The following is a 14,523-nucleotide window of genomic DNA, read 5'->3' as shown; positions in this document are numbered from 1 at the left end:
GGTCATGACCACCCGCGGTCTCATTCTGTCGGCGATCCGATCGGGCTCGGGAAAGACTGTCGTCGCCACCGCGCTGGTCGCGGCGCTGCGGCGCCGGGGGCTTGCCGTCGCGACCGCGAAGAGCGGGCCCGATTACATCGATCCCGCCTTTCATGCGCTGGCGGCGGGAAGGCCGAGCCCCAATCTCGACAGCTGGGCGATGCCGCCGGAGCTTCTCGACGCCGTTGCGACGAGTGCGTCGGCGCGCGCAGATCTCTTCATCGTCGAGGGGGCGCTCGGTCTCTTCGACGGGGTGGCCGGGCCGCGCGGCCGGCGCGGCGCGACCGCGGACCTCGCCGCCCGCTTCGGCCTGCCGGTCGTGCCGGTGCTCGATGTCTCCGGCCAGTCGCAGACGGTCGCCGCCGTGCTGCGCGGGCTGATGGCGCATGAACCGGGCGTGCGCGTCGCCGGCGTGATCCTCAACCGCGTGGCGAGCGAGCGCCACCGGGCGCTCATCGCCGGTGCCGTCGCCGAGATCGACCTGCCGGTGCTGGGGGCCGTTCCGCGCGATGCGGCGCTCGCACTGCCCGAGCGCCATCTCGGGCTCGTCCAGGCCGAGGAGCAGGCCGATCTGGCGGCGCGCCTCGCCGCCGCGTCCGACCTCGTCGAACGCAGCATCGACTGCGATGCGCTCGTCGCGCTCGCCGAGCCACTGCGCATCGCGACCGGGGCAGCTCGCCGGCTGCCGCCGCCGGGCCGGCGCATCGCGCTCGCCCGCGACGCGGCCTTTTCCTTCGTCTATCCGCATCTCCTCGAAGGCTGGCGCGGCGAGGGGGCCGAGATCGTCCCCTTCTCGCCGCTCGGCAACGAACCGCCCGCAGACGATTGCGACGCCTGCTGGCTGCCGGGCGGCTATCCGGAGCTGCATGCCGGCCGTCTCGCCGCCAACGAGACCTTTCTCGAGGGGCTCCGCCGCTTCGCGATGACGCGGCCCGTCCATGGCGAGTGCGGCGGCTACATGGTGCTCGGCGAAATGCTGGTCGATGCGGCGGGGGAGGGGCATCGGATGGCGGGGCTGCTCTCGCATGCAACGAGCTTCGAGACTCGCCGCCTGTCGCTCGGCTATCGCGAGGCGCGCCTCCTAGCCGATAGTCCGCTCGGGCCGGCCGGCGGCCTCGTCCGCGGTCACGAGTTCCACTATGCGTGCGAGATCGAGGGCGGCAGCGACGCGCCCTTCGCCGAGATCGCCGATGCGGCGGGCCGGCCGCTTGGACCGGGCGGGGGGCGCCGCGGTCTCGTTTCGGGCAGTTGGTTCCACGCCGTCGCACCGGTCTGACGAGGCGTCGGCGTCCCTCTTTTTTCGCTTCCGCGCGATCCCATATAGGCCTCATCACCCCCAGCGCCGATCTCTCTGGACGCCGGTCCGCATTCGCCCAACTATGCGATTGCACTGCAGCGAGTTTGTCGGCAGGATTCCCTTATGCCACGTGCGATCGGTCTGACATGAGCAAGGACATCCGTCGACCCGAGGATGGCGATACCGGCACCGGCATCGCCACGAAGGCGAAGCCGAAGACCAAGCGGCCGAGCCTTTACCGCGTGCTTCTGCTGAACGACGACTACACGCCGATGGAATTCGTCGTGCATGTCCTCGAGAGGTTCTTCAACAAGTCCAGGGAAGAAGCGACGGCGATCATGCTGCACGTGCATCAGCATGGCGTGGGGGAGTGCGGAGTATTCACCTATGAAGTGGCCGAGACAAAGGTCACGCAGGTGATGGATTTCGCGCGCAAACACCAGCATCCGCTGCAATGCGTGATGGAAAGGAAGTGAGGTCCTACCGTGCCGTCATTCTCCAGAAGCCTTGAAAAGGCACTTCATCAGGCTCTCGCTTTCGCCAACGAGCGCCACCAGGAATATGCGACGCTGGAACACCTGCTCCTCGCGCTGATCGAGGATCAGGACGCGGCGGCCGTCATGCGGGCCTGCAATGTCGATCTCGACGTGCTGAAGCGCAGCCTCGTCGACTATATCGACACCGAGCTTGCCAATCTCGCGCGCGGCCCCGAGGAGGATTCGAAGCCGACCGCCGGCTTCCAGCGCGTGATCCAGCGCGCCGTGATCCATGTCCAGTCGTCCGGTCGCGAAGAAGTGACCGGCGCCAACGTGCTCGTCGCGATCTTCGCCGAGCGCGAGAGCCATGCCGCCTATTTCCTGCAGGAGCAGGACATGACGCGGTACGACGCGGTCAACTACATCTCGCACGGCATCGCCAAGCGTGCCGGCATGAGCGAAAGCCGGCCGGTCCGCGGCGTCGACGACGACGCGGCGACGGTCGAGAGCCGCGACGACGCCTCCAAGAAGAAGGCCGATGCGCTCGACGCCTACTGCGTCAACCTCAATGAGAAGGCCAAGAAGGGCAAGATCGACCCGCTGATCGGCCGCGACAGCGAGATCGCGCGCACGATCCAGATCCTCTGCCGCCGGCAGAAGAACAATCCGCTGTTCGTCGGTGATCCCGGCGTCGGCAAGACCGCGATCGCCGAAGGCCTCGCCAAGCGCATCGTCGAGGGCGACGTTCCCGAAGTGCTGGCCGGCGCGACGATCTTCTCGCTCGACATGGGCACGCTGCTCGCCGGGACCCGCTATCGCGGCGATTTCGAGGAGCGGCTGAAGCAGGTCGTCAAGGAGATCGAGGAGTATCCGGGCTCGATCCTTTTCATCGACGAGATCCACACCGTGATCGGCGCCGGCGCCACCTCCGGCGGCGCGATGGATGCGTCCAATCTCCTGAAGCCGGCGCTCGCGGGCGGCTCGATCCGTTGCATCGGCTCGACGACCTACAAGGAATACCGCCAGTTCTTCGAGAAGGACCGGGCGCTCGTCCGCCGCTTCCAGAAGATCGACGTCAACGAGCCGACCGTTCCCGATGCGATCGAGATCCTGAAGGGGCTGAAGCCCTATTTCGAGGACTTCCACCGCGTGCGGTTCACCAACGACGCCATCAAGGCGGCGGTGGAGCTTTCGGCCCGCTACATCCACGACCGCAAGCTGCCCGACAAGGCGATCGACGTGATCGACGAGACGGGTGCGTCGCAGATGCTGGTCATCGAGGGCAAGCGGAAGAAGACCATCGGCGTCAAGGAGATCGAGGACACGATCGCCACCATGGCGCGCATCCCGCCGAAGACGATCTCGAAGAACGACAGCGAGGTGCTGAAGTCGCTCGAGGCCAATCTGAAGCGCGTGGTCTACGGCCAGGACAAGGCGATCGAACAGGTCACCTCGGCGATCAAGCTCGCCCGGGCCGGCCTGCGCGAGCCCGAGAAGCCGATCGGCTCCTATCTCTTCGCCGGCCCGACCGGTGTCGGCAAGACGGAGGTGGCCAAGCAGCTCGCTGCGAGCCTCGGTGTTGAGCTGACGCGCTTCGACATGTCGGAATACATGGAGCGTCACACGGTCTCGCGGCTGATCGGCGCTCCGCCCGGCTATGTCGGCTTCGACCAGGGCGGCCTGTTGACCGACGCCGTCGACCAGCATCCGCACTGCGTGCTGCTGCTCGACGAGATCGAGAAGGCGCATCCGGACCTCTACAACATCCTGTTGCAGGTCATGGATCACGGCAAGCTGACCGATCACAACGGCAAGCAGGTCGACTTCCGCAACGTCGTCCTCATCATGACGACCAATGCCGGCGCCGCCGACCTCGCCAAGCCGGCGATCGGCTTCAAGAGCTCGCAGCGCGATACGGACGACCAGGAAGCCATCAACCGCCTGTTCGCGCCGGAATTCCGCAACCGTCTCGATGCCATCGTCCAGTTCGGCAACCTGCCGATCGATGTGGTCCGGAACGTCGTGCAGAAGTTCGTCATGCAGCTCGAGGCGCAGCTCGCGGATCGCGGCGTCACCTTCGATCTCTCGGACGAGGCGATCGATTGGCTCGCCGAGAAGGGCTACGACCGCCAGATGGGTGCGCGTCCGCTCGGCCGCGTGATCCAGCAGAACATCAAGCAGCCGCTGGCCGACGAGGTTCTGTTCGGGCGTCTCCGGAAGGGCGGCACGGTCAAGGTCACCGTCGAGAAGAAGGCGGATGGCGAGACCGGCCTGAAGCTGGAGCCGATGGAGGACGCCCCTGTGACGCCGAAGCCGGAACCGGAAGAGGCGAAGGCCAAGGTCGCCAAGCCGCGCAAGCGCGCGACGACGGCGAAGAAGCCGTCCGACAAGACGCCGCCGAAGCGCGGCGGGCTCGTGCCGAAGGTTCCGCTGAAGACCGAGTGATCTCGAGGCTTCTCCGGCGGTTTCAGGCGAGGCGCACCATGCGCCTCGCCTTTTTCGTGCACTACAGGAATGTCAGCAGGCTGTGCGGCGCCGGCGGCATCTCGTCGATCGTCACGCCCGCGAAGCCGGCGGCGCGCGCCATCGCGTCATACTTCGCGGCGGTGAAAGCTTCCCCGCTCGGCGTCGTCGCGAGCATCAGGAACGAGAAGGCGGCCGGCCAAGGCGGCGAAAGGCCATCCTCGGAAACGACGTTCTCGATCGCGAGAACCTGACCGCCCGGCGCCAGGCTGGCGCGCACCTTGCGCAGCAGGCCGGCACAGGTTTCCGCATCGAAATGATGCAGGAAGTGTGGCAGCAGCACGAGGTCGAAGCCCGTGCCCCAGTCCACGTCGAAGGCACTCCCCGGCACCAGATGGTACCGCGCGGCAACGTCGGCCTTCTGCGCGTTGCGCTCCGCAAGTTGCAGCACGGCGCGCCAGTCGACGGCATGGATCTCGGCCCCGGGGACCGCCTTTGCGATCGCAATTCCCCAGCACCCGTGGCCGGCGGCGATATCGAGCACCTTTGTCGGCGGTTTCGGCCAAGCGGCTACGCGGCCGGCTACTTCGTCCGCCGTGCCGGCCATCAATGGCATCATCGACGATGCAAACTTGACCCAGACGGGATTGTCGGGTGCGATATTGGCCAGCCCGACCGATCCGCCGTTGCGGACAAAGGCCGCGGGATCCCGCACGAGAAGACCCGTCATCTCGGGCGAGGCGAGAAAGTCGACGATGCCGCCGATATAGGCTGGCGAACGGCTGTCGAGGAAGGCCGCGCTTGACGGCGTCAGGCTGTATCGGCCGCCGGATTTCCGTATGAATCCAAGAACGGCGAGGTAGTCGGCCAGGATTTCGGCTCCGCGCGGAGCCACGCCCATTCTCGTCGCGAGGGCCGCGGCCGTGTCGGCTCCGGCGGCGATGGCCGTGAACAAGCCGAGTTCGACGGCCGCCCGTGTGGCGGCGGTCCGCTGATATCCCATCACCGTGTCCACGAACAAGGCCGGCGATGGCGCAGAAGCAGAGTCTTCTTCCGGCGAAGGCGAGCGCATTGGCAAAGACATGAGTTTCCTCCCGCTTACATTGTCTCCAGTCCTTCCAAGACAAACCGGGCCCGACAGAGAACGACCATGCTGGTCCGCAAGACGCATGATGCGGCTTGAGATGCGAAACGACGTTCGCGACTGCAAATGTATTCTGGGCCGGCGCGGCCAGCCTAATCTCTATTTCGTCGCAATTCCATAGGTCATCCATTCTCGGCCTCGCCGAAGGCACTTCGGCGGACGCCTGAATGGGTCCTGTGACTGCACCTCACTATGCCGGCCGTCGAATCCCCGAACCGATTGGCCCCGAGCGCAGGTTTCGGTGTAGTGTCCCCCGCATCTCGGAATCACGGCTCGCAGGGTGGATAGCGTGACGGAACTGGCTGATATCGGTGTGATGGGACTGGCCGTCATGGGCGCGAACCTCGCGCGCAACGCGGCGCGCAAGGGCTTCGGCGTCGCGGTCTATAACCGCCATGGCGGACGCACCGACGAACTGATCGAGAACTACGGGACGGAAGGTCGCTTCTTCCCGTCGAAGCAGGTGGCCGATTTCGTCGCCTCCATCGCGCGTCCGCGCCCGATCATCATCATGGTCAAGGCCGGCAAGCCGGTCGACGAAGTGATTGAGGAGCTGATCCCGCATCTCGACGAGGGCGACATCATCATCGACGGTGGCAATTCGCTGTTCACCGACACCAATCGCCGCTTCCACTACCTGACCGAGAAGAAGCTGCGCTTCATCGGCATGGGCGTCTCGGGCGGCGAGGAGGGTGCGCTCGAGGGGCCGAGCATGATGCCCGGCGGCACGCGCGAGGCCTATGCCCGCATCGAGCCGATTGTCACGCGCATGGCTGCCCAGGTCGATGGCGAGCCCTGCTGCACCTATATCGGCACCGAGGGCTCCGGCCACTTCGTCAAGATGGTCCATAACGGCATCGAATATGCCGACATGCAGCTGATCACCGAGGCCTATGACCTGTTCAAGACGGTCTATGGCCTCGATGCCGGCACCATCTCGAAGATCTTCGCCGACTGGAACACCGGCGAGCTGAACTCCTATCTCATCGAGATCACCGCGGCAGTGCTCGCCAAGGTCGACGATACCGGCAAGCCGCTGGTCGATTCGATCGTCGACGAAGCCGAGCAGAAGGGCACCGGCCGCTGGACGGCGCAGTCGGCGCTCGACCTCGGCATCCCGCTGACGTCGATCACCGAAGCCGTGTTCGCCCGCGCCCTCTCGGCGCGCCGCTCCGCCCGAGCCGAGGCCGAGAAGCTGCTGCCGCATCCGGCGGTCGCGACCCTTCCCATCGGCCAAGCCGAGATCGACGCCATTCGCGACGCGCTCTATGCCTCGAAGATCGTCGCTTATGCCCAGGGCTTCGAGCAGCTGACCGTCGCGTCGCAGCAGTATGGCTGGGATCTGAAGCTCGACGAGCTGGCGACCATCTGGCGGGGCGGCTGCATCATCCGCGCTCGCTTCCTCAATCGCATCCGCGAGGCCTACAAGTCGGGCGGCGGCGCGGCCAATCTCATCCTCGAGGACTATTTCCGCGACGCGGTGCTGAAGGCTGAGCCCGCCTGGCGCAAGGTCGTGGCGCTCGCGGTCGAGAAGGGCATTCCGGTTCCCGCCTTCGCCTCGTCGCTCGCCTATTACGACGGCCTGCGCCGTGCGCGTGGCCCGGCCAACCTTCTGCAGGGCCTCCGCGACTATTTCGGCGCGCACACCTATGCCCGCCTCGACAAGAGCGGCAAGTTCCACACCCGCTGGTCGCAGGACGGCGCCGAGGTGCAGGTTTCCCAGTAAGTCGGGACGGCAGAGCCGTCATGGCCGGGTTCGTCCCGGCCATGACGATACGGCCCATATTCCGCGGGCCTTGAGGCCGACGGCGCGAGCGGCGCTGCCTCGCCTCAATCCGTCGTGCTCGCCTCCCAGCTCGCATGGCGAACTCCAGGCAGCACGGCCAGAGAGCGCGTCACGGCGTCGAGTTCCTTGCCGACCACCGAGGTGCTGACGAGCGTCGCCACCAGTTCGACGATGTCGTCCTCGCGCTCGATCACCTCGACATCGCCCACCGGATATTTGGCCGCCGCGAGCCGCTCGACCAGCCTGTCGCGCGTCTCGCCGAGCGCGGCCTCGTCGGCGATGACGTGGACCTCGTAGGTCGCTTCCGCCTGCTCGTGGCTGATCGGAATGCGGTTGATGAAATTGACCAGCGGCCGCAGCAGCGTGTTGCCGGCGATGACGAAGACCGTGAGCAGCGCCGCCTCAGCCAGCATGTCGGTGCCCGCGCAGGCGCCGACGGCGGCGGAGCACCACAGCGTCGCGGCCGTGTTGAGACCGCGCACATTCATGCCTTCCTTCATGATGACGCCGGCCCCGAGAAAGCCGATGCCGGACACCACATAGGAAATGACGCGCACCGCCTCGACGGAGCCGGCGATCCTGACGGCGAGATCGACGAAGGCGGCGGCGCCGACCGCGACGAGAACCGTGGTCCTGAGACCGGCAGTGCGCTGGCGATACTGCCGCTCGGCGCCGATCAGCGCCCCGAGAATGAAGGCGGCGACGAGGCTCGCGACGGAATCGAGGAACTGCGCCGGATCGAAATTATGGATGAACTGCACGCCGGTCCCCGCTCATTCAATCGTTGGCGGTCAGGGAAGCGGCGCTCCGTGACGAAAGCGTGACGGCGCGCGTCCCGTCATGCCGCCCTCTGCTTCATCAGCGCCATGAAGTCCGCCTCGAAGCGCGGGCGGTCGATCGCCATGCAGACATCGGCGTTGCGGCGATGATGCGCCGTGCGGCGGCGATCGGCGATGGTCTGCCCGCGCGTCAGCTCTCCATGCAGTTCGACGTCGACATACATCCGCTCCATCGTCGCGAGGCTCGGATCCTCGGCGATGGCGACCGCGAGCGGGTCGTGCAGGCCGCAGCCGGTGATGCCGGGATACATGGTCTTGTAAGAGTCGACGTAGAACGCGGTGATCTTCATCAGCGTCTGCGCGGCGTGGTCGCCCTCGCGGCTGATCTCCTCCATCATGTCCGTCGAGAGCAGCGTCGTCATGGTGACGTCCATGCCGACCAGCGTCACATTGGCGCCGGACTGGAGCACGATATGCGCCGCCTCGGGATCATTGGCGAAATTGGCATCGACCATGGGTGGGATGGGGCCATGGATGCCGGGATGGAAGATCGTCGAGCCCATGATCACGATGCCGCGGGCGAGCTTGGCGATCTCCGGTGCCTTGGTCAGCGCCAGCGCGACATTGGTGATCGGGCCGACGGGGACGAGCGTGATCTCGCCGGGGTTCTCCTTGACGACGCGGATCATCAGGTCGATCGCGTGCTCGTCGACCGCCTTGAAGGACGGCGCCGGCAGCTCGACATCGCCCAGCCCGTTCGAGCCGTGCACATGATCGGCCATGCGCTTGTAGGGGTTGATCAGCGAGCGGGCGACGCCGCGGGCCACCGGAATCTCGGGGCGGCCGAGGAGTTCCAGGATCTTAAGCGTGTTCTCGGTCGCGATCGACGTGTCGGTGTTGCCGAAGGTCGTCGTCAGCGCCTCGAGGCGGATGCCGGGCCGGCGGACCGCGTAGAAGATCGCCATGGCATCGTCGATGCCCGTATCGACGTCGAGGATGATGCGGCAGCGTTCGGTCATGGGCATTCTCAGGGTGAGGCGGTGATGGTGGGATCCTGCCGCCTGCGGCGGCGGCCATGGGTGAGGACGAGCGCCGCGAGCGTCACCAGATAGGGGACGATGTCGGTCACCTGGTTGGGCAGGCCCTGGCCTTGCAGGCGGATCGAGAAGGCGTCGGCGAAGCCGAACAGCACGCAGGCGAGGGCCGCCCAGAGCGGATGGTTTCGTCCGAGCATCACCGCGACGACAGCGATCCAGCCGCGCCCCGCGCTCATGTCCTCGGAGAAGATGCTGACCGTGCCGAGCGAAAGCTGCGCCCCGGCGAGGCCGACGATGGCGCCCGCCGCGAGCACGGTGACGATGCGATAGCGCGTTACGTCGACGCCCATGCTGGTCGCTGCCTCGGCATCCTCGCCGACGCCGCGCAGCCGGAGGCCGAGCGGCGTGCGGAACATCATGATCGTGACAAGAGCGGTCAGGATCCACGCCGCCCAGGTGATGGCCGTCTGGCGCGAGAAGATCCAGCCGATCACCGGCCAGGCACTGATCGCGGCGATGCGGATCTTGTCGAGGCCGACAATGGCCGGATCGGAGAAGGTGCCGCTGACGCCGAACATCTGGCGCAGAAGATAGGCCGTGAGCCCCGAGGCGAGCAGGTTCATGCCGACGCAGATGACGACCGCATCGCCGCGGAAGATGGTCACGCCATAGGCGAGGATGGTGGAGAAGAGCACGGTGGCCAGCATGGCGCAGACGATGCCGCCGAGCGCGCTGCCGGTCGCATAGGAGCCGACGACCGCCGCGAAGGCGCCGACCAGCATCTGGCCCTCGAGTGCCATGTTGAAGACGCCGACCCGGCCGCAGAGCGTCCCGGCGAGGGCAGCGAGGAGGATCGGCGTGATCGCCTGGACGGCGGAATTGACGAGGAAGGGCGTGATGAGGTCAAGCATCAGCGCGCGCCTCCCTGCCGGCCGATGCCGTGGCGGATGGCCAGGAAGAGGATGATGATCGCCTGCATGACCATGGTGAGCACGCGCGGGATCGCCGTCTCGCGCTGCATGGCGAAGCCGCCGGTTTGCAGCGCGGCGAAGAACGCGCCGGCGAGGATCGCGGCCAGTGGCTCGCCGCCGGCGAGCAGCGCCGCCATGAGGCCAGACCAGGTATAGCCCGGCGAGAGCAGCGCACCGTCCTGGAACCGGAACTGCGAGCCGAGCACGATGAGCGAGCCGACGAGGCCGGCGATGGCGCCGCTCGCGAACATCACCGCCGTCATCTGCCGCGCCAGCGGCACGCCGCCATAGCCGGCGAAGCGGGCATTGAGGCCCCGCATCCTGAGCTCGTAGCCGCCGACGGTGAAACGGTCATAGAGGACGACGATCACGGCGACCGCCGCCATGATGAGGATGCCGGCGTTCAGCGGGCCGGACAGGACCGGCAGGCGCGCTGCCTCCGGGATCATCGGCGTCTGCGCGAGGCCGGTGGTGGTATCGCGCAGCGGAAAGCCGACCACAAAGGACGCGAAGCCGATCGCCGGATAGGAGAGGAGCAGGCTGGAGATCAGCATCGGGATGCCGTGCCGCGTCTCGCCCCAAGCCGCCAGCGTCGCATAGAGGCCGGCGGCGATCATCGCGGCGAGGATCGCGCAGAGGATCAGCAGCCAGCCGGGACCGGGCAGATAAAGCGGCACCAGCGCCGCCACGAGCCCGCCCACGACCATCTGGCCGTCGCCGCCGAGATTGATCATGCCGCCGCGCAGCGGAATGGCCGCGACCAGCGTCATGCCGACGAGCGGCACGGCCCAGTTGAGCGTGTTCGGCAGGCTCGACCAGGAAAGCGATCCGGTGACGATGGCCCAATAGGCCGTGAACGGGTTGCCGCCAGAGACCAGCACCAGCAGCCCGCCGAGCACGACGCCGACGAGGATCGCCATGGGCGCGGCCGGCAGGCGCGGCAGACGGGATGGGGCGCGCGCCGCGTCGCTCATGCGGCCTCCTGGAGGCGGCCGGCCATCAGGAGCCCGAGCCGTTCCTCGGTCGCCTCGGTGGCCGGCACCTCGGCCAGGATACGGCCCTCGTACATCACCAGGATGCGGTCGGCGAGCGCCAGGATTTCCGTGAGTTCGGCCGATACCAGCAGCACCGCGGCGCCCCGGTCGCGCTCGGCGACGAGCTCGGCATGGATGAACTCGATGGCGCCGACATCGACGCCGCGCGTCGGCTGCTCGGCGATGAGCAGCGCCGCGCGATGCGACAGTTCCCGCGCGACGACGACCTTCTGGAGATTTCCTCCCGAGAGCGTGCCGACCGCGGTCTTCTCGGAGGCCATGCGGATGCCGAAGCGCGCGATCATTTCCCGCGCCCGCTCGGCCATGACTCGGCGATCGAGCAGGCGGCGGCGGGCGAGCGGCGGATGGCGATGGAAGCCCATCGCGAGATTGTCGGTGGCGCTGGCCGCGCGCGCGGTTCCGGTCACCGCCCGATCCTCGGGGATATAGGCGAGGCCGGCCACACGGTGCGCATCGACATCGGCCCCGGTCACGTCCGCGCCCGCGATGCCGACACGACCGCCATCCGGCTTGCGCAACCCGGTCAGCGCCTCGATCAGTTCGGTCTGGCCGTTGCCCGCGACGCCGGCGATGCCGACGATCTCGCCGGAGCGGATCGCGAGCGTCGCGCGGTCGACCACCGGCCGTCCATGCTCCGACAGGACCGTGAGCCCGTCGGCGACCAGCACCGGCGCCCCGGGCGAGGCCGGCTTCTTGCTGACCGTCAGATTGACCGCCCGCCCGGTCATGGCGCGGATGATCTCGCGCGGGGACGTCTCCGCGGTCACCATCTTCTCGACGACGCGGCCGTCGCGCAGAACGGTCACGCGGTCGGTCACAGTCATCACCTCATGCAGCTTGTGGGTGACGAAGAGGATCGTGCGTCCGTCGGCGGCGAGATGGCGGATGACGTCGAAGAGACCGTCACGCTCCTGCGGCGTCAGCACCGCCGTCGGCTCGTCGAGGATGAGGATGCGGGCGTCGCGATAAAGCGCCTTCAGGATCTCGACGCGCTGGCGCACGCCGACCGAGAGCTTGCCCACTATCGCCGAAGGATCGACGGCAAGCTGGTAGCGGGTGGCGAGTTCTGCCACCCGGTCGACGGCAGCGCGGCGATCGATCAGGCCGCCTTTGCGGGGCTCCATGCCGTAGACGACGTTTTCCCAGACGGCGAGAGAATTGAAGAGCTTGAAGGCCTGATGGACCATGCCCATCCCCTCGGCGATGGCGTCGAGGGCGGAGCGATAGTGCACCGGGCGGCCGGCGAGCAGGATCTCGCCCGCGTCGGGCTGCTGCATGCCGTAGAGGATCGACATCAACGTCGACTTGCCGGCGCCGTTCTCGCCCATCACCGCATGCACCTCGCCGCGGTTGACGGCGAGGTCGATATGGTCGTTGGCGAGGAGGGAGCCGAACCGTTTGACGATCCCTCTCGCCTCCAGCACGGCCCCCTGGGGAGCGTCGGAGCCGGGCAAGGCGCGCGCCTTACTTCGAGAGCTGCATCGGGTCGTCGATCTTCAGAGTCCCGGCGACGATCTCGTCGCGCAGCGCCTTCACCTTGGCGATGACGTCCGGATAGTCGGCGATCAGGCAGCCCGAATCGGCCACGCCGTCCTCGAGACCGGTCAGCGTCATGCCGCCTTCGGCGAGGCCGAGTGCCGCGACCTGCGGCTGGGTTCCGGCGGCGATTCCGGCGACGCCCTTCTCGATGACGACATCGGTTCGCTTCTCGACATTGTCGACCACCGCGCCGGGCGCCTGCTTGCACTGGTTGACGTCGACGCCGAAGGCCGCCGCGCCGTCGAGATCGGCGAGGCCCTTGAAGATGCCGCCATTGGAGCCGGCGCCGGCCGCCATCACGCGGTCGACATCGTCGGAAACCAGAACGCTGGCGCGCTGCTGACCGCGGGCCGGATCCGAGAACGGATTGTTGCCGCCAATCCACAGCGTCTCCGCGGTCACCACGTCGGGCTTGACGTGCTTGGCGCCGGCGAGGAACGGATCGGTGTAGCGGTGCAGGAAGGGGATATCGAGCGCGCCGATGGCGCCGACCTTGCCGGTCTTGGTCGTCAGGCCCGCCTCTGCGCCGGCGAGGAAGGTCGCCTCGTATTCGCGGAACACCGAGCAGAAGATGTTGGGCTGCAGCGTCTGCGGGCAGCTGTCGACCAAGAGGAATTTCGTCTCCGGATTGGCCTTGGCGACCTCGGGCAGCACATCGTTGAACTCGAAGCCGACCGCGACGACGATGCCCGCCTCCTTGGCGGCGGCCTCGAGATTCTGGCGGATCGTGGTGGGGTCGGTGCTCTCGTAGGCCTTTGCAGTGCCGCCGAGAGCCGCCGCCGCCTTGTCCGTGCCCGCCTTGGCGAGCTTCAGGAAATCGTTCACGCCGATCGGGTTGGGCGAGACGAAGACGACCAGCTTCGGATCGGCGGCATGTGCCGGCGCCGTGAAGGCGGCGGTTGCCGCGAAGACGACAGCCACGCTGCCGAGAACCATGCCCCGAACGCCCATCCCGGTACTCCCTGAGGTTTGACCGGCAAAAGCTTAGCCAGTCCGCTGCCGGGCGACAACCGCGATTGACCGCGCTATCCCCCGGCCTATCCTCCGCGCCACCCGATCCAAGGAGCGCATGATGTCGAAATACATGATCACGGCCGCGAGCGGCGCATTGCCGGTGCGCGCGCCGCGAATCTTCCCGGTCCATGAGGGCAAGGGAATCGTCGTCACCGGCGGCAGCGGCGGCATCGGCGCCGCGATCGTCGGCCAGCTCGTCGCCGAGGGCGCGCGCGTCGTCGTCGTCGATCTCAAGCTCGACGCGGCGCAAGCGACGGCATCCGCGCTCGGCGGCGAGGCAAAGGGCTGCTTCGCGCTGGCCATGGACGTCGGCTCGGAGGAGTCGGTGAGTGCCGGCATCGCAGCGGCGATCGAGACGCTCGGCCAGATCGAAGGGCTCGTGAACTGCGCCGCGATCGTGCGCCATTCCGATCCACTCGCCATCCCGCGTGCCGACTGGCAGCGCCAGTTCGAGGTCAACCTCTTCGGCGCCTACGAGGCGTCGCGGCTGACAGCGCTGCACATGATCGACCGCGGCATCCCCGGCGCCATCGTGTCGATCGCTTCGGAGGCGGGCAAGAAGGGCCACAAGGAGTCGCTCGCCTACAGCGCCTCCAAGGCGGCACTGATCTCGATGACGCGCATGCTCTCCGAGGCGCTCGCCCCGCACGACATCAACGTCAACTGCGTCTGCCCGGGCGGCGTCGCGACGCCGATGCTGCGCGAGGTCTCGGAAGCCTATTCGGGCTTCACCGGCGAGGCGGCGCCGGCCATCTTCGACAAGATGCTGTCGCAGCAGCTGCACCGCCATCTCGACCCGGTGGAGGTGGCGCGCGTCGTCTCCTTCCTGCTGACCGACGCGGCCATGCTGGTGCGCGGCCAGGCGGTCAATGCCGATGCCGGCGAAACGCCCTATTGAGCGACGCCGCGCCGCAGCCGGTGGC

12 protein-coding genes are annotated in these 14,523 nt (G+C 67.4%); 5 read left to right on the top strand and 7 right to left on the bottom strand.

The genetic code is table 11. The features are described 5' to 3' along the window. The first annotated feature begins 4 nt into the window (after positions 1 to 4). The 3 genes from QO015_RS07400 (at position 5) to clpA (ending at position 4,257) form a co-directional block, all read left to right on the top strand. Positions 5 to 1,315 (top strand): cobyrinic acid a,c-diamide synthase CobB, encoded by a 1,311-nt coding sequence (locus QO015_RS07400; RefSeq protein ID WP_266280384.1) that lies wholly within the window; start codon positions 5 to 7, stop codon positions 1,313 to 1,315. A 167-nt stretch (positions 1,316 to 1,482) separates the two neighbouring features. Further along, complete coding sequence (gene clpS, locus QO015_RS07395) at positions 1,483 to 1,812, top strand: ATP-dependent Clp protease adapter ClpS (RefSeq protein ID WP_266280385.1); 330 nt, start codon at positions 1,483 to 1,485, stop codon at positions 1,810 to 1,812. A 9-nt stretch (positions 1,813 to 1,821) separates the two neighbouring features. After that, positions 1,822 to 4,257: an ATP-dependent Clp protease ATP-binding subunit ClpA gene (gene clpA / locus QO015_RS07390; RefSeq protein WP_266280386.1), complete on the top strand. Its 2,436-nt coding sequence runs from the start codon at positions 1,822 to 1,824 to the stop codon at positions 4,255 to 4,257. A 61-nt stretch (positions 4,258 to 4,318) separates the two neighbouring features. Here clpA and QO015_RS07385 read toward each other — a convergent pair whose 3' ends face one another. After that, a complete protein-coding gene (locus tag QO015_RS07385; RefSeq protein ID WP_266282413.1) occupies positions 4,319 to 5,347 on the bottom strand; it encodes a class I SAM-dependent methyltransferase in 1,029 nt (342 codons plus the stop codon). Between the two features lie 337 nt (positions 5,348 to 5,684). Between QO015_RS07385 and gnd the strand changes: the two genes are divergently transcribed. Next, positions 5,685 to 7,145 (top strand): NADP-dependent phosphogluconate dehydrogenase, encoded by a 1,461-nt coding sequence (gene gnd / locus QO015_RS07380; RefSeq protein WP_266282415.1) that lies wholly within the window; start codon positions 5,685 to 5,687, stop codon positions 7,143 to 7,145. Positions 7,146 to 7,249: 104 nt separating this feature from the next. Here gnd and QO015_RS07375 read toward each other — a convergent pair whose 3' ends face one another. The 6 genes from QO015_RS07375 to QO015_RS07350 all read right to left on the bottom strand — a co-directional run bounded on the left by QO015_RS07375 (position 7,250) and on the right by QO015_RS07350 (position 13,537). After that, positions 7,250 to 7,966: an MgtC/SapB family protein gene (locus QO015_RS07375; RefSeq protein WP_266280387.1), complete on the bottom strand. Its 717-nt coding sequence runs from the start codon at positions 7,964 to 7,966 to the stop codon at positions 7,250 to 7,252. A gap of 77 nt (positions 7,967 to 8,043) precedes the next feature. Further along, positions 8,044 to 9,003 (bottom strand): nucleoside hydrolase, encoded by a 960-nt coding sequence (locus tag QO015_RS07370; RefSeq protein ID WP_266280388.1) that lies wholly within the window; start codon positions 9,001 to 9,003, stop codon positions 8,044 to 8,046. Positions 9,004 to 9,011: 8 nt separating this feature from the next. Further along, positions 9,012 to 9,932 (bottom strand): ABC transporter permease, encoded by a 921-nt coding sequence (locus QO015_RS07365; RefSeq protein WP_266280389.1) that lies wholly within the window; start codon positions 9,930 to 9,932, stop codon positions 9,012 to 9,014. Continuing rightward, positions 9,932 to 10,966, bottom strand: coding sequence for an ABC transporter permease (locus tag QO015_RS07360; protein ID WP_266280390.1), 1,035 nt, complete (start codon positions 10,964 to 10,966; stop codon positions 9,932 to 9,934). The genes QO015_RS07365 and QO015_RS07360 overlap by 1 nt, the downstream gene beginning before the upstream one ends. Then, a complete protein-coding gene (locus QO015_RS07355; protein ID WP_266280391.1) occupies positions 10,963 to 12,501 on the bottom strand; it encodes an ABC transporter ATP-binding protein in 1,539 nt (512 codons plus the stop codon). The genes QO015_RS07360 and QO015_RS07355 overlap by 4 nt, the downstream gene beginning before the upstream one ends. A gap of 10 nt (positions 12,502 to 12,511) precedes the next feature. Next, the gene (locus QO015_RS07350; protein WP_266280392.1) at positions 12,512 to 13,537 is read right to left on the bottom strand and encodes a BMP family ABC transporter substrate-binding protein; all 1,026 of its coding nucleotides are present in this window, start codon (positions 13,535 to 13,537) and stop codon (positions 12,512 to 12,514) included. 118 nt (positions 13,538 to 13,655) lie between these two features. On the opposite strand from QO015_RS07350, the gene QO015_RS07345 reads away from it, so the two are divergent. Beyond that, on the top strand, positions 13,656 to 14,498 hold the full coding sequence (locus QO015_RS07345; protein WP_266280393.1) for an SDR family NAD(P)-dependent oxidoreductase: 843 nt from the start codon (positions 13,656 to 13,658) through the stop codon (positions 14,496 to 14,498). The last annotated feature ends 25 nt before the right edge of the window (positions 14,499 to 14,523 follow it).

It is taken from the genome of Kaistia geumhonensis (genome assembly GCF_030815145.1).
Classification (GTDB): Bacteria; Pseudomonadota; Alphaproteobacteria; order Rhizobiales; family Kaistiaceae; genus Kaistia; species Kaistia geumhonensis.
The sequence above is the reverse complement of the archived record's forward strand: the minus strand, read 5'-3'. Positions and strand labels throughout refer to the sequence as shown.